Genomic DNA, 14,956 nt, shown 5'->3' on the forward strand with positions numbered 1-14,956 from the left:
AATGAAAGATCATGTCGATTTCGTCGTCGCGCAATGGGCGCAGGCGATGCCCTCCGTGGATGCTTCGTCCATGGAGGTCTTCGGGCGCATGGCGCGCCTGCAGAAACACCTCGAGCGCCGCCGTTGCGCGGTGCTCGAGCAGTACGGTTTCAAGGAGGGGGAGTTCGATGTCATGGCGACCCTGCGCCGCTCCGGTGCACCGTACCAGCTGACCCCGACCGAGTTGTACAACTCGTTGTTGATCACCTCCGGGGCGATGACCAATCGTCTGAGCCGCCTCAAGGAGGCGGGTATGGTCGAGCAGATCCACGACCCTGCCGACAAGCGCAGCTACAAGGTGGCGCTGACCGCAGCAGGGCTTGCGGCTATCGAGAAAGCGGTTTTCAGCCACACCGATCTGCAGAACCAGTTCCTCGCTCCGCTGCGGATCGAGGAACGCGAAGCTCTCGCGCAGATGCTCAAGTTGATGCTGGCCAAGCTTCCCGAAGACGTCGATCCCATTCCATGAACATGATGACCCAGGAGGGGCCTGCATGCTTCACAGCAATTATCTGAAGCAGCTGGACCTGCAAGACATCGTGGTGTTTCTCAACTTGCTGGAATATCGCAGTGCCAAGCGCACCGCCGAACTGATGAACGTCAGCCAGCCCACGGTGAGCTACTGCCTCAAACGCCTGCGCGGTTGTTTCGACGACACCCTGTTCGCCTCCTCGCAGGGTTTGTTGCAGCCAACCGCCAAGGCGGAAAAGATCGCACCCTACCTGCGCGTGGTGATCGAGTCGGTCAACCGCTGCGCCGAGGATGCCCCCTCCGGCGATGGCGTCGCTGCCCCGAGGACCTGGCGCCTGTGCGCGCCGGAATACTTCGAGCTGGCCTTTCTGCCCCAGGCACTGGCGACCTTGTCGAGCAATCACCCCAATACCTCCCTGCACCTCGATCGGTTAAGCCGCGACTTGCCGGTGGACCGGTTGATTTCCGGCGATATCGACCTGGCCATCGGCTTCGGCCCGAGTTACCACCAATTGCACCCCGAGCTGCAATGGCAGCCGGTGCTCAGCGATGGTTTCGTCTGCCTGACCAGCCAGCGTGGGCTTGCGCTGGACGGGGCGATGAGCCTGGATGAGTTCTGTGCTTCGGCGCATGTCTTTCCTACGCCGTGGATCTCGGAGAAGAACATGGTCGATAGCTGGCTGGAGAAAATAGGCCGCACGCGCAATGTGCTGGTGCGGGCGAACGGCTACCAGGCCTGCGTCAACATCCTGGCCGCCGTTCCCTCGACCTTGGCCTTGCCGGCGCGCTTGCTGCCACACCTGCGTATCCCCGAGGGGGTGAGGGTGTGTCAGCCACCGATGGGGTTTCCGGTGTTCACGGTGGATATGATCTGGTCGCGTGATCGAGGGCTGAGTACGGATGTCTCCAGTTTGCGCAGGTTGATCCAGGATGTGGCGGGGGACCTGCTCCGCGCAGGGTGACACAGGTTATTGACACGGATTGCAGGCGCTCAGGATGAGTGAACATTCAGTGGTTACAGGGCCTTTTGCGGCCTCTTCGCGTAAGGCCATGCCTATCGACAGCGCTTGCTCGGGTGCGATGTTTCGTGCCCCGACAAACGCTCCCCCCTGTGCGTTCCGTCGCACGGCCGCACTTTTAATTTTTCATCACGGCTTTAGGTTTCTTAAAACCAGCACCCACGACATTTCCCCTAACGTGTTTTCGTCAGGCGGCGGACGGCCTGCCTGTCTGTAATCCATTTCCCAAGGAAGATGTCAGATGTTGGCCCACACTCAAGCTAAAGCTTTACCTTTCTATCGTCATCCCACGCCGTGCTACGGCTTCGAATGTGTCTATGCCGTCGAACCGGGACTGCGCGTCTTCGACTCGATGGACACTGCGGCACTCTATGAAGACCTGGCTCATAGCGGCGCGGTGATCTACCGCGACTTCAGCGACTCGCTCGAAGACTTCAACGATTTCGTCAGCGCGCATTCCTCCCGGGTCACCTTCGATCCCGCGCGCAAGGCCGCCACGGCCAATACCGCCGAGATCGAAGCAGGCGTTCACGAGATGGGGCTGCACCGGGAGAACGGCAATTTGCCGTTCAACCCGGACCTGCAGTGGTTCTACTGCCTGGAAGCGGCGTCGGTCGGCTCCGAGACCACGTTGTGCGATGGCGAGCGAGTGCTGTTCGACCTCTCCCCGAAAACCCGTAAGAGCTTCGAATCCCGTGCCATCCGCTATGCGCGGCGCATTCCCTGGCACAACGTGCGGCGCTTCCTGAGCATCGAGCTGCAATTGCCGATCGACAGCGTCACCGACGAGCACTTGCAGCAGGTCAACGACCAGGTGGCCGGCCAGACCTACCGCCGCATCGATCAGAACCTGATTGCCTCCGAGTTGGTGATCAGCGCGGTGGAGACCAGCTGCTTCAGCGGTCGCAAGGCCTTCTGCAATTCGATGCTCGGCCCTAGCGTCAACTACGAGCCGCCACGCATCACCTGGGCAGACGGCGAGGAGATCGCCCTTGAAATCTGGGACGAGATCAAGGAAGTCACCGCCCGTAATACCTACAGCCACTTCTGGAAGAAGGGCGACATTGTGGTCATCGACAACACCCGCGTGATGCACGGTCGCCGTCGCCTCGACGATATCAGCCGGCGCATCTTCGGTGCCCAGAGCTACCGCATCGGGGGTAACGGCCAATGATCAGCCAGAAAATGCAGCACTACCTGACCACCAGCACTGACCGCGTGGTGATCTGCGAAATGCACGGGCGCGACTACACCCTGCATGGCCTGCGCGATGACGTCGAGCGCCTGGCCCAGGCACTGCAGGCTCGGGTCGGCAACTGCGAGCGCAAGGTGTTCGGTATCGCGATGCGCTCATGCTACGAGTGGGTGTACACGCTGCTGGCGATCCAGAAGGTCGGTGGTGTGTTGCTGCCGGTGCCCATCGAGTTTTCCGACGATCAGATCGGCAGCCTGCTCGGCAAGGCCGCCGCCGTGTTCGTCAGCGATGAGCCGACCGCCCGGCGCCTGCACCGCATCCTGCCGGACAAGCCGAGCTTCATCCCCCGGCAATTGATGACCCAGTCCACTGACACGCCTTGGGCCCAGGACGACGAACTGATCCCCGCCGGTATCGTCTCGGTGATCCACACCTCGGGCACCACCTCCAAGCCCAAGGGCGTGATGATTCGCGACGCGGCCGTGGGGCTGCTGGTCGACAACGTGATGAAGTGCTTGCCGCAGCAGCCGCTGCACTACTTCTCGATCGTGCCGATGAGCCTGCTGATCGAGCAGGTGCTGGGTGTGTTCATTCCGATCCTGTCCGGTGGCACCCTGACCCTGATGCCCGAGGGCGTCACCGAGTACGGCGCGGCCAGTGGCAATGCCCGTCATTACCTGGAGTTGATCGCACCCAATCACCCCAACTTCCTCTACCTGCCGCCCAAGCTGCTGGAAGAGGCCAACCTGCTGCTTGAGCAGGGTGCGAGTGTCGAGGACCTGTTCGGCCCCGCCAATCCGCACATCATCACCGGCGGCGCGAAGATTCCAGCCACGGTGCTCCAGGCCCTGGATGCCCGCGGTGTGCAAGTGTTCGAGGCCTATGGGCTGAGCGAGAACTCCTCGATCATCTCGCTGAACTCGCCTGCAGAGCGGCGCATCGGCTCGGCCGGCAAGCTGCTCGACGGCATCGAGCCCAAGCTGGTCGACGGCGAGTTGCTGGTGAAGACGCCGACCCTCTGCGCGGGTTACTACAACGCCGACGACACGGCCTGCGACCTGTCCGACGGCTACCTGCACACCGGCGATATCGCCGAGTTCCGTGACGGTTTCCTGTACATCACCGGGCGCAAGAAGCACGTGATCATCCTCTCGACGGCGCGCAACATTTCGCCTGAGTGGGTGGAGAACGTCTACAAGGAGAGCCCGCTGGTCGACGACATGATCGTCATGGGCGAAGGACGCGACGAGCCGTGCGCCATCATCCTCAGCACTGCGAGCCCGGCCAGCGTGCAGGACGAGATGGCGCGCCTTGAGCACCGCCTTGCGGACTTCGCACGGGTGCGACGCATCCAGGTCGTCGGCGACATCGCAGGGTTTCGTGACCAGTTCTACACGGTCACCGGACGACCGCGGCGCGCCGAGATCGAAGCGCGGTTCATCGATCAACTGTACGCCTAGGACGGGACGTCGCCCATGTACATCGTGCGCAATTTCTACAAGGGTCGCCCCGGCTACCGCTGCCTGCAGGAGGCGGTACGGGGTCATTACCTCAAGCACTACGAGGCAACGCCCGTGCCGCAGCCTGACCTGTTCGTCTGCCTGACCGGCTCCACCGGCGGGGCGCCGGGCTACGCCTGTGCCGGCATCAGCTACGGCGACTCCGGCAAACTGTTCAGTGAGTACTACCTGGACCAAACGCTGGATGAACGCTACGCCATCGACCGCGCGCGTATCGCGGAGATCGGCGCTTTCGCCTCGTTCCAGAGCGGCAGCGGTGCTGGCAAGTATCTGCTCGACAACGTCATCCGCACCCTGGCCCTGCGCAACTTCGGCCTGGTGGTGCTGACCGCGACGCCGCAGGTCCGGCAACTGCTGGCAGCGATTGTCGACAACCTCGACGACCTGGGCCAGGCCGATTCACGCCGGGTCAAGGACCCCAGTGTCAACTGGGGGAGCTACTACGACCAGGCACCGCGCGTACTGGTTTCGCGCCTGTCCTCGCCCAGTGCCTGGCTCAAGGCGCCGACACCTTCCATCCCGCCACCGCAGTTCGCCCACCAGGCGTCTGTCTGACCCATGTGCGTGGGGGGGGGGGGGGGGGGCCGCCCCCCCCGGGGGGGGGGGGGCCCCCCCCGGGACACCCCCCGCGGTCCCCGCGCCGGGGCCGGCCGCCCCCCCCCCCCCCCCCCCCCCCCCGCCGGAGATCCTATGCACGCCAACACGCGTTATGAAAATTTCATCGTCTTCCTGGCCCCTCTGGTCAACAGCCTGGGGGGCATCGCCATCGACCTGTATGCGCCGAGCCTGCCGTCCATTGGGCGCGAACTCGGGGCGGGGCCTGCGCTGATGCAGAACACCATCACCATCACGCTGCTGTTCTATGCCCTGGGGCAGTTGTTCTTCGGCGTGATGGCCGACGCGCGCGGGCGGCGACCTGCCGTACTGCTGGGCCTGGGTGTGTTCGTGGTCGGCAGCCTGCTGGCCACCGCCGCGACGTCCATCGAGATGCTCCTGCTGGCGCGTGCGCTGCAGGGCTTTGCCATTGGCGCCTGCCAGGTCGTTGCCCGCGCTGTGCTGGTCGACGTCGTCAAAGGCCCGCGCTTCTACGTTGCGATCATCTACCTCAGCCTGGCGTTCGGCCTGGGGCCCGTCATCGCGCCCTATATCGGTGGGCTGATCGAGGTGCATTTCGGCTGGCGCTACAACTTCGTGCTGTATGCCGCCTATGCCGTCATGGTCCTGGCTTTCGTCGTTGCCGGGCTCAAGGAGTCGCTGCCCGCCAGTGCCCGCCGCGGCGCCTTGCAGACAGTGGTCGGCTATCGGTTCATTCTGGCCGACAGACGCTTCCGTGCTTCGGTGGTGGTACTCGGCGCGAGCTTTTCCGCATTCTTGCTGTGGAACGTGTTCGGGCCGCATATCGTCCAGGATGTGCTCGGCCATGACGCGCATTACTTCGGCACCACGGCGCTGGGGGTGGGGTGCTGCTATCTGGTCGGCACGCTGACCAACCGTGCGCTGGTGCGCATCGTCTCACCCGATACCCTGATGTGGAGTGGGTTGGCGCTGTTTCTGCTCGGGGTGCTGTGCATCGCGGCGGCTGCCGACACCTTGAGCCTGGTGAACATTCTTGCTGGCATCATGCTGATCGCCTTCGGCCAGGGCTTTATCTTCTCCAATGCCATGGCCCGCTCGATGGCACTGTTTCCCGACCGCGCCGGGGTGGCTGCGAGCTTGCAGGGCTGCTTGATGCTGGTGTTCGGTTCGATTGCCTCGGCGACGGTCAGCGGCTTCGGGTTGGAGTCGAACCTGCCGATCGCCGGGGTGTTCGCGGTACTGATGCTGGTATCTTTTTCCGGGATGCTGGGGGCACGGGTGGCGCGCCAGGCGTCCTTGGCCTAGGGGCTTGCACGAGTCGTATAGCGCGCCCGATCAATCCAGTGGCCGGGCCAGCAGACGGTCCAGCCACTGGGCATAGGCCGCAAGCGTTGCCAGCCTCGCGCAACCGTCACCCCAGTGCTTCGTGCTCTTGCTTGTACAGTTGCAGGCCACGGGCTTGATAGTTGGCCAGAGCGGCGGGGTGGTCGAGGCTGCAGGTGTGTACCCAGACCCGCTGCGTGCCGGGCCACTCCCAGGCGCTGCGGATGGCCTGGCTGAGCAGCGGGCCGCCGAAGCCCTTGTCAAGAAACTGCGGGGCGAGGCCGAAGTAGCGGATCTCGGCGTTCTCGCCGTCGGGGCGGTGCAGTTCGTAGTAACCGGCGATGGCGCCACGGTAGTAGGCGACCCAGGTGCGGTGGCAGTCCTGGCCGACAACCGCCAGCCACTGCTCGTCGCTCCAGCTGTTCAGGTCGTTCCAGCCCCAGGCCTTGCCCACCAGTTGGTAGAGGAAACGGTTGAGCTGCGGTTGGACGACTTCGCACTCGACGATCGTCAGGCCATCGGGGACAGGCTTGCTGCGCAGGGCGTGCGCAGAGGTCATTTCCAGGTAGTAGGTGGTCAGCGTGGTGGTCACCGGCGGGGCTCCAGGTCGGGGGCAAGCCCGCTAGCGTACCTGCCAGGACGTGAGGATCAAAGCCTGTCGGCCCTTACTCAAGCCGATGTAGGCGGGATATCGGCGGGTGTATCGACATCGCGCAGGATGCCAGGGTCGTCGAGATCCAGCACAAGACAGGCGTGAGGGTTGGCTTCGATGACCGGTCGCCCACCCTGGCCACCTTGCAGGCGGGTGAGGGCCGCCCAGAAATGGCGCCCGAAGATGACCGGATGGCCACGTCGGCCTTGGTAGCACGGCAGGAGGATACGGTCGGCAGCGAGGTGACCGAGCAGGTGTTCGAAGGTGCGTGGTGCGATCCACGGCATATCGCCAAGCAGCACGGCCACGGCCGGGGCATCGATGCTGGCCAGGGCCGTGATGCCGGCCGCGAGGCTCGCTCCCATGCCATCAGCTGCCTGTGCGGCGCGTACGATGTGGACTTGCGCATCGATGCCCAGAGTTTGCGGATCATCGTCGCAGCGCACCACCACATACACCGGGTCGAAACAGGCTTGTACCTGTTTCAAGGTGCTGGCCAGTAGTCCCTGTCCATCCGCGAGCACGGCCTTGCGCTTGTCGCTGCCAAAGCGCGTGCCGCGTCCGGCGGCGAGCACCAACGCGGCGCAGCGAGCTCTGGCTTGGGGTTCGGTCATGGTGGGTTGTCCGAGTGTGACGGCATGGAAAGCTCGCAAGCATACCGCAGGGTCAGGTGGCAGCCAGTGTCTGTTCCCGCGCCTGCTTGGCCTTGGTGACGTTCACTGCACCAGGCAGTTCGACGCCGTTCTTGGCGGCGAGGATCTCGGCCATCACACTCACGGCAATTTCGGCTGGGGTCTTGCTGCCGATGTAGATGCCGATGGGGCCGTGCAGGCGCGCAAGGCTGGCATCGGACTCACCGAAGTGCTCGATCAGCCGCGCGCGACGCTGCTGGCTGTTGCGCCGCGAGCCGATGGCACCGATATAGAAAGCCGGGCCATGCAGCGCTTCGAGCAGGGCCAGGTCGTCGAGCTTGGGGTCGTGGCTGACCGCGACGATGCAGGTGCGCACGTCCGGGGCGAAGTCGCGCACGACATCGTCGGGCATGCCGACCAGGCACTCGACACCGGCCACGTTCCAGCCGTCGATATACTCGGGCCGAGGGTCGCAGACCGAAACACGAAAACCATTGAACAGGGCCATGGTCGCCAGGTATTCGGCCAGGGCACCCGCGCCGATCAGCAGCAGTCGATAACCTGGACCCAGGGTGCTCGCCATGTGCTTGCCATCAACGCTGAACTGCTCCGGGGCCGCACTGGGGAGGAGGGTGGCCACGCCGCTGTGCAGGTCGAGCTGACGGCGCACCAGTTGGCCGCTGTCGAGCTGCTCAAGCAGTTGGGCCAGCGACTGCCACGATGGCGAAAACTCCAGAATCAGCTCAAGCGTGCCGCCACAGGGCAGCCCGAAGCGATGGGCCTCGTCGGCGGTAACGCCGTAGCGCACCCGCTGCGGGGTGCTGTCAGGCAGGCCGGGGCCACCGTAGGCGGTGGTGTAGCGGTAGATCAGGTCGTCTTCGATGCAGCCGCCGGAGACGCTGCCGACCACACGCCCGTCGCTGCGCAAGGCCATCATCGAGCCGACCGGGCGTGGCGATGAGCCCCAGGTACGGGCGACGGTGGCCAGTAGCACGCGGTGGCCGGCTTGCAGCCAGTCCCGAGCGGTACGCAGGACCAGCAGGTCGATACTTTCCATGGGCGCTCCTTCAACGCATATGCAGCACGATCGGGCTGCTGCTGGCAGGGTCGGTATGTTCACGCAGCTTGGCCACCGCCTGTGCATCGACCGCACCACCGGTATTACCCCAGGTCGTACGGACGAAGCTCAGCACTTCGGCGATCTCCTGGTCCGACATCTGCTCACGCAGCGCGGGCATCCGGTAGGCATCCGGCACCCCGGCGGCGACGATACGCTGCGAGCCGTTGAGGGTGATATTGATTGCCGAGGCGTTTTCCTTGGCCAGCATCGAGGTCGCGCCGGCCAGTGGCGGAATCCACTCGGCCTGGCCCTGGCCGTCAAGGCCATGGCACGACGCGCAGCGGGTCACGTAGCTGTGTGCGCCCGGGGCATCGAGGCGGGTAGCCGCCGATACGGCCTGATACTGCCAGGGGGCGCCGTCGCGCTGGGGGTCGCCCGGCAGCGACTTCAGGTAGCGGGCAATCGCGCCCAGGTCTTCGTCGCTCATGAACTGCGTGGAGTTGTTGAACGCCTCGGTCATCGAACCGTACACCACCGCATGCTTGTTACGACCGGTCTTGAGGAACTGCACGATCTCGGGTTCGCTCCAGCGCCCAAGCCCGGTGTTGTGGTCCTGACGCAGGCTCGGCGCGTACCAGCCGTCGAGCAGGGCTCCGGCGAGAAACGCCTTGCCGGAGTCGTCCAGCGCCTTCTCGTTGAAGGCAAGGCCACGTGGCGTATGGCAACTGCCGCAGTGGCCCGGGCCCTGGACGATATAGGCGCCGCGGTTCCACAGGGGGTCTTCGGTGGGCTTTTCAGCGTAGGGCTTGTCGGCGGCGAACAGGCCGTTCCACAAGGCGATCGGCCAGCGCAGGTTCAGCGGCCAGGGAATATCGCTGGGGATATTGGCCTGGTCTGACGGCTGCACGCCCTTCATGAAGAAGGCATAGAGCGCCCTCATGTCGTCATCGCTGAGCTTGGCGTAAGACGGGTAGGGCATGGCCGGGTACAGACGGCGCCCGCCCGGCGCAACGCCGTGGCGCACGGCGCGGTCGAAGTCGGCGAGGCTGTAGCTGCCGATACCGTTGTTGCGGTCCGGGGTGATGTTGGTGGCATGGATCGCGCCCAAGGGCGTTGCCATTTCCAGGCCGCCGGCGAACGGCGCCTTGCCCGGCAGGCTGTGGCACGCCACGCAGTCGCTCAGGCGCGCGACGTATTCGCCGCGGGCGATCAGCGCCTGGTCGGGGCTTGGAGTTTCCTGCTCGAAGGGCGAGGTGACCTCGCGGGTGACATACCAGGCCAGCAGGCCTGCCGCGACAAGGCACGGCAGCGCGAGCCAGCGGGTGGTGGTTACCAGTCGGCTGTTTTTCATGAGGGCTTCCGTGTCAGGCAAAGGTATGGCGGCTCAGGGGCAGGCTGCGCGCGCGTTGGCCGGTCAGCCGCGCCACGGCGTTGGCCACCGCTGGCGCTACTGCCGGCAGCGGTGGCTCGCCGATACCACCCATCTTCGCCCCGCTCTCGACGATGCGCACATGCACCCGGGCCATGCGCGATGGCGGCAGGATCGGGTACAGGTCGTAGTTGCGCGCACGCGGCATGCCGTTGACCCACACCGCTTCCTCCACCAGCGTCTGCGACAGGCCGAGCGCCACGGCGCCGTTGACCTGATGCTCGACAATCGCCGGGTTGACGATGCTGCCCGGGTCGATCGCCTGCCAGATGTCGTGCACCTTGACCTGGCCGTTCTCGATCGACACTTCGGCAATCACCGCCGCCTCCGAACCGAACGGCGAAGCCATGGCCACGCCGCGGGCGCGCTTGGTGCCATCCTCGGCGGTAAATGGCCCGCGTTTCCATCCGCCGGACAATTCGCCGACTGCCTGCAGCAGGGTGGTCAGGCGTTGATTGTCGCGCAACAGGTGCAGGCGCAGCTCGAACGGGTCGTGCCCGCCTTTGTCGGCCAGTTCATCAAGGAACGACTCATAGAAGAAGTCGTTCAGCGAATTACCGACCGAACGCCAGTAGCCCAGCATGGCGGGGCCCTTGACATAGATTTGCGCGATGCGTTTGTTGGCAATGGCATAGGACTTGCCCGCCAAACCTTCCACGGCAGTGGGGTCGATCTTCTCGCCCTGTTTGCCGGCGATTGCCTCGGTCGGGCCCTCTGTTGCGCTGACCGCTTCGATGGCAACGGGCAGGCCCTTCTCGTCGAGCCCGGCGCGGAACTTGACCACTGCCACCGGCCGCAGCACGTCACGTACGAACTCTTCCTCGCGGGTCCAGATCAGCTTGACCGGGCGCCCGACCGCCTTGGCCAGGGCAATGGCCTGTGGGTAGGGGTTGGCCGAGTCGTACAGGAAGTGGCGCCCGAAGAAGCCGCCCAGAAGCGGCGAATGCAGGATGATCTGTTCCTTGGCAAGGCCAGTGCGCTTGGCGATGTCATCGCGGAACATGTCCGGGGCCTGGTTGGGCAGCCAGACTTCGAGCGATCCATCGGGATTGAAACGCGCGAGCGCCGACGGTGGTTCGAGCTGACCGTGGTTGAGGTACTGGTTGTGGTAGGTGGCTTCCACCTGGGTCTTGGCCCCCTTGAGCGCAGCCGCCACATCGCCTTCGTTCTCGTCATCGCGCGCCGGGCCGGTTTGTGCGGCGAGGTAATCGCGATAGGCATCGCTGGAGAAATCGGCTGGCATCGTGCGCACCTTCGAATCGGCGCCCGGCTCCTGCCAGTCGACCTGTACCGCCTCCACGGCACGCTTGGCATGCCACCAGCGTTCGGCGACCACCGCCACGGCACCCGGCAGTACGTGCACCGAATGCACGCCCTTCATCGCCTTGACCTGCGCCTCGTTGCGCAGGCCGCCCACGGTCATGCCCAGCCGTGGCGCGTGCTGCACCGCTGCGTGGAGCATGTCGTCGACCTTGAGGTCGATACTGTACAGGGCCTTGCCGGTGGACTTGTCATAGGCATCGACACGGCGTACCGGCTTGCCGATCCAACGGAACTGGCTGGGATCGCGCAGCTTGATGCTGGCCGGATCCGGGACTGGCAGGTCCATGGCGCGCTCGGCCAGGTCGCCATAAGCGACCGAGCGGCCGGAGGCAGCATGCACCACCTTGCCCGGCTCGGTGCTCAGCTCACTGACCGGCACCTTCAGGGTGTCGGCACCGGCCTGCAGCAGCATCGCCCTGGCCAGCGCGCCAAGGCGGCGCATGGTCGGGTAGCTCATGCGCACCGACATGCTGCCGCCGGTGATGCGCAGGCCATTTTCCATCACCACGTAGGCTTCGCCGGGCGGTGCAGCATCGATCAGGAAGCTGGCCGGGTCCATATCCAGTTCTTCGCCGACGATCTGCGCCATGGCGGTGAATGTGCCCTGGCCACCTTCCATGAAGGGGCAGAGCAGGCGCACGGTGCCGTCAGGGCGGATTTCCAGGAATGCCGGCACCTGCGTGCCGCGTTCTGCGGCCACCGCGGTGGCGGCCTGCACCCGGGCCGAGCCGAGCGGCAAGCCAAAGCCGATCACCAGCGCACCGATGGCGCTACCCGCGAGAAAGCGGCGGCGCGAAAGATTGACCGGCTGATCCAGTTTCAGGTCGCGCAGTTCGGACGGGATGTCGATGGGCGAGTTCATCAGACGCTCTCCTTGGCGGCAGGCTGGGCGGCGAGCTCATGCACCGCGGCGTGGATCGCGTTGTAGGTGCCGCAGCGGCACAGGTTGACCATTGCGGCACTGATCTGCTCGTCGCTCGGCGCCGGCGTGTGCTTGAGCAGCGCAGTCGCGGCCATCACTTGGCCAGACTGGCAGTAGCCGCACTGGGCGACCTGATGCTCGACCCAGGCTGAGACCACTCGCTTGCCCACCGGGTCGGCCTCGATCGCTTCGATGGTGGTCACTTCACGGCCAACCACACCGGCCACCGGCGTGACACAGGCACGCACCACGTTGCCGTCCACCAGCACCGAGCAGGCGCCACATTGGGCCAGGCCGCAGCCATATTTCGTGCCGGTCATGCCCAGGTCATCGCGGATCACCCACAGCAGTGGGGTATCGGCGTCGGCGTCGACCTGATAGGTCTTCTGGTTGATGCGTAGTTCCATGGCGTTCACCCGCTGATCATCGGTTGGTGTTTCGTCGTTATAGGCAGGGCGGTGCGTCGAGGCAGTGCCCTGAGAGGAACGCCGCGCGCGCGCAGGGGCGGGTTTCCGATCTGAAAACTCTAGACCCTGGCGGGCAGGTTTCCTATCCATCGGGCAGCATGTTCAGAGAATCAGGCAAGAAATCAGGTGGATTGCGCTAGTGGCAGGATCGGGCGGGGACGTCGCAGCGGGAGCTGTCGCGCCCACGCTGTAGGGAAAATGCCGGCATCGATATCGGATGTCGGCATCCAGGCCAGTTGAACCAGGGGTTGTTGATGAACCGCCCGCGTTGGTTATCGGCGCGCGACGGCGTGCTGGACGCACTGTTCGTAGTAGGTCTGCTTGATGGCCTTTGGCGGCAGGCGTGAGCTGCTGTTGTAGGTTTGCTCGGTGATGCCGAACGCTGTCATGCGCATCCAGGGTTTGGCGAAGCGCCGCACTTGCAGCTTCTTGCGCGCTGCATAAAGCGTCACCCCGGAGAGCTTGGCGTGCTGCGCCTCCGAGGCGATCTGCGCGCCCCAGCCGCACACGCTGCGATCGTTCTGGCTCAGCGGCCTGGCCTGGGCGCCGAATGCGGTGGCCGCCAACACGCAGCTGGCCAGGGTTGCTAGAAATACCCGCATGTTGCTGTCCTAAGCGTCTGAAGGAAAAGGGAGTTTGCCTTCGCTTTCAGCGCCTGGGGGCCAGCAATTTGCCGTCAGGCGACGGGCAGCTTCGCCTGGCCCGAGACAGGCTGACGCAAGGAGTACCACGCCAGCCCGGCTATCCAGAGCACCGCCACGCCGTAGTTGATTCGTTGATAGAGGCCGAAGAGCTGGCCTGTTTCGGCTGCCCTTGCCATCAACGCCACCGTGCCGATGGAGACCACCGCACAGAGCAGGGAGCCGCTGGCCAGCAGCCGTGAATCAGCCATGCGCAATGCCAGCCAGACCCACAGCAGGCTGGCCAGGGTCAGCGAGAGGAACATCAGCAGGCCGCTGAGGTTATGCATGTGCTGGGAGAACGACGGCTCGGAGGGGGTGCAACCCGGATCGCAGGCGAATGCCCCAGTCCCAAGGCTCGCAACGCCGTGCAACAACACCAGCAGCGCACTCGCCAGGGCGACGTTCGAACGACGCCAACGGCGGGCCAGCCCCCAGGCGAACAAGGCAAACAGCAGTGCCAAAGGGAAGTTGTTGACCCAGGGCGAAAATGCCGCGGTCGGTGCGCCTGTCGCCCCGAGTTGGCTCATGGCCTGCTGCAGGTGCTGGTAACCGGGGTAAGCCTGGGCGGTAAACCAAACCCCCAGTAGCAACCAGGGTGGGATGAACAGGCCGGTGGTGAGCAGGGCTCGGTCGAGTGTCGTCATAGAATGCCTTCCTTGGGCCGTGCCGCGTCATCTGGCGGCACGTAAACCCGCACACTACAGACCTCGACGGACGATTCGCCAGTCGTTTCGCATCATAGGCCGGTCACCAGCATCACCACCAGCACGCAGGCCAGCAGTGCCAGATAGGCCCGCGCATGCAGGGTATCGCTCAGGCGGCCCAGCAGCGGCGCAGCCAGGTGCATGCCGAGCCAGGCGCCTGCAGCCATTGCCAGTGCCGCACGCAGGTCGATATAGCCCAGCAGCCCGGCACCCAGGTTCGCTTCTGGCGCCGGCACCAGGGCATACACCAGGGTGGCGACCAGCGCCATGGGCAATGACAGCGGGTTGGCCATGGCGGTGGCGGTGCCCATGCTGGCGCCGCGCCTGCGCATCAGCGGCACGGTCATCACGCTGCCGCCGACCCCCAGCAGCGCTGCCAGTGCGCCGATCGGCAGGCCGACCAAGGCAGCCGCAGCCTTGCCCAGCGGCACCGGACCGTGGTTGCCAACGCGCATGAAGCCTGGGCGCAGCCACGCATCGAGCAGGCTCAGCAGCAAGTAGCCGATAAACAGCCAACGCAGCCAGGTGCTGTCCAGGTACAGGGCGGCCCAGGCGCCAGCCATTGCCCCGAGGGCGATGGCCGGAGCCAGTGGGCGCACCAGGTCCCAGCGCAACGTGCCGGCGCGCTGGTGCCGCCAGGTGGCCAGGGCGCTGCTGAAGATCATCAGCATGGCCGAGGTGGCCACGGCGATCTGCATGGCGTGCAGCGCCACCGGGGAGCCCGCCGCATGGCTGGTGAGCAGCAACGCATAGAGCAAGGGCACGGCGAAGAAACCGCCGCCGAAGCCGAACAGCAGCGTGGTGACGCCAGCACACAGGCCGAAGACACCGAGCAAGGGGTACAGCATGATCGCCAGCCTTTGTCAGGGGAGTGGAGATGCAGGGTAGGGAGACGAGGGCTGGCCAGCATTCGAGCATTGGCCAATAATCCGTGCGTTTCA

The 14,956-nt window shown here is 65.0% G+C and carries 15 protein-coding genes; 6 read left to right on the top strand and 9 right to left on the bottom strand.

Annotated features, from left to right (window positions below; genetic code table 11):
• The first annotated feature begins 1 nt into the window (after position 1).
• The 6 genes from IAE40_RS12855 (at position 2) to IAE40_RS12880 (ending at position 6,125) form a co-directional block, all read left to right on the top strand.
• A complete protein-coding gene (locus IAE40_RS12855; protein ID WP_063545064.1) occupies positions 2 to 508 on the top strand; it encodes a MarR family winged helix-turn-helix transcriptional regulator in 507 nt (168 codons plus the stop codon).
• A gap of 25 nt (positions 509 to 533) precedes the next feature.
• Positions 534 to 1,472 carry a LysR family transcriptional regulator gene (locus tag IAE40_RS12860; RefSeq protein WP_200603287.1) on the top strand — a complete coding sequence of 313 codons (939 nt, stop codon included), beginning with the start codon at positions 534 to 536 and terminating at the stop codon, positions 1,470 to 1,472.
• A gap of 298 nt (positions 1,473 to 1,770) precedes the next feature.
• Positions 1,771 to 2,703, top strand: coding sequence for a TauD/TfdA family dioxygenase (locus IAE40_RS12865; protein WP_063545062.1), 933 nt, complete (start codon positions 1,771 to 1,773; stop codon positions 2,701 to 2,703).
• Positions 2,700 to 4,184 (top strand): AMP-binding protein, encoded by a 1,485-nt coding sequence (locus IAE40_RS12870; RefSeq protein ID WP_200603288.1) that lies wholly within the window; start codon positions 2,700 to 2,702, stop codon positions 4,182 to 4,184. Before IAE40_RS12865 ends, IAE40_RS12870 begins: the two co-directional genes overlap by 4 nt.
• Positions 4,185 to 4,199: 15 nt before the next feature.
• A complete protein-coding gene (locus IAE40_RS12875; RefSeq protein WP_200603289.1) occupies positions 4,200 to 4,799 on the top strand; it encodes a thermostable hemolysin in 600 nt (199 codons plus the stop codon).
• Between the two features lie 135 nt (positions 4,800 to 4,934).
• On the top strand, positions 4,935 to 6,125 hold the full coding sequence (locus IAE40_RS12880; protein ID WP_054890781.1) for a multidrug effflux MFS transporter: 1,191 nt from the start codon (positions 4,935 to 4,937) through the stop codon (positions 6,123 to 6,125).
• A gap of 106 nt (positions 6,126 to 6,231) precedes the next feature.
• Here the strand turns inward: IAE40_RS12880 and IAE40_RS12885 are convergent, their stop codons facing one another.
• The 9 genes from IAE40_RS12885 to IAE40_RS12925 all read right to left on the bottom strand — a co-directional run bounded on the left by IAE40_RS12885 (position 6,232) and on the right by IAE40_RS12925 (position 14,863).
• Positions 6,232 to 6,735: a GNAT family N-acetyltransferase gene (locus IAE40_RS12885; RefSeq protein ID WP_141687472.1), complete on the bottom strand. Its 504-nt coding sequence runs from the start codon at positions 6,733 to 6,735 to the stop codon at positions 6,232 to 6,234.
• A 77-nt stretch (positions 6,736 to 6,812) separates the two neighbouring features.
• Entirely contained in the window at positions 6,813 to 7,409 is a 597-nt protein-coding gene (locus IAE40_RS12890; RefSeq protein ID WP_200603290.1) for a nucleotidyltransferase family protein, read from the bottom strand.
• A 52-nt stretch (positions 7,410 to 7,461) separates the two neighbouring features.
• Positions 7,462 to 8,484, bottom strand: a complete 1,023-nt coding sequence (locus IAE40_RS12895) for an XdhC family protein (protein ID WP_200603291.1) — start codon at positions 8,482 to 8,484, stop codon at positions 7,462 to 7,464.
• 10 nt (positions 8,485 to 8,494) lie between these two features.
• The gene (locus tag IAE40_RS12900; protein WP_200603292.1) at positions 8,495 to 9,838 is read right to left on the bottom strand and encodes a c-type cytochrome; all 1,344 of its coding nucleotides are present in this window, start codon (positions 9,836 to 9,838) and stop codon (positions 8,495 to 8,497) included.
• A 13-nt stretch (positions 9,839 to 9,851) separates the two neighbouring features.
• Positions 9,852 to 12,101: a xanthine dehydrogenase family protein molybdopterin-binding subunit gene (locus tag IAE40_RS12905; RefSeq protein WP_200603293.1), complete on the bottom strand. Its 2,250-nt coding sequence runs from the start codon at positions 12,099 to 12,101 to the stop codon at positions 9,852 to 9,854.
• Complete coding sequence (locus tag IAE40_RS12910; protein WP_153773770.1) at positions 12,101 to 12,568, bottom strand: (2Fe-2S)-binding protein; 468 nt, start codon at positions 12,566 to 12,568, stop codon at positions 12,101 to 12,103. Before IAE40_RS12910 ends, IAE40_RS12905 begins: the two co-directional genes overlap by 1 nt.
• A 332-nt stretch (positions 12,569 to 12,900) precedes the next feature.
• Complete coding sequence (locus IAE40_RS12915; RefSeq protein ID WP_054890776.1) at positions 12,901 to 13,230, bottom strand: hypothetical protein; 330 nt, start codon at positions 13,228 to 13,230, stop codon at positions 12,901 to 12,903.
• Between the two features lie 74 nt (positions 13,231 to 13,304).
• Complete coding sequence (locus tag IAE40_RS12920) at positions 13,305 to 13,955, bottom strand: DUF998 domain-containing protein (RefSeq protein ID WP_200603294.1); 651 nt, start codon at positions 13,953 to 13,955, stop codon at positions 13,305 to 13,307.
• Positions 13,956 to 14,047: 92 nt separating this feature from the next.
• On the bottom strand, positions 14,048 to 14,863 hold the full coding sequence (locus IAE40_RS12925; RefSeq protein ID WP_200603295.1) for a sulfite exporter TauE/SafE family protein: 816 nt from the start codon (positions 14,861 to 14,863) through the stop codon (positions 14,048 to 14,050).
• Positions 14,864 to 14,956: the final 93 nt, after the last annotated feature.

Origin of the sequence: Pseudomonas sp. S44 (assembly GCF_016624805.1) — a bacterium.
In the GTDB taxonomy this organism is placed as follows: domain Bacteria; phylum Pseudomonadota; class Gammaproteobacteria; order Pseudomonadales; family Pseudomonadaceae; genus Aquipseudomonas; species Aquipseudomonas machongensis.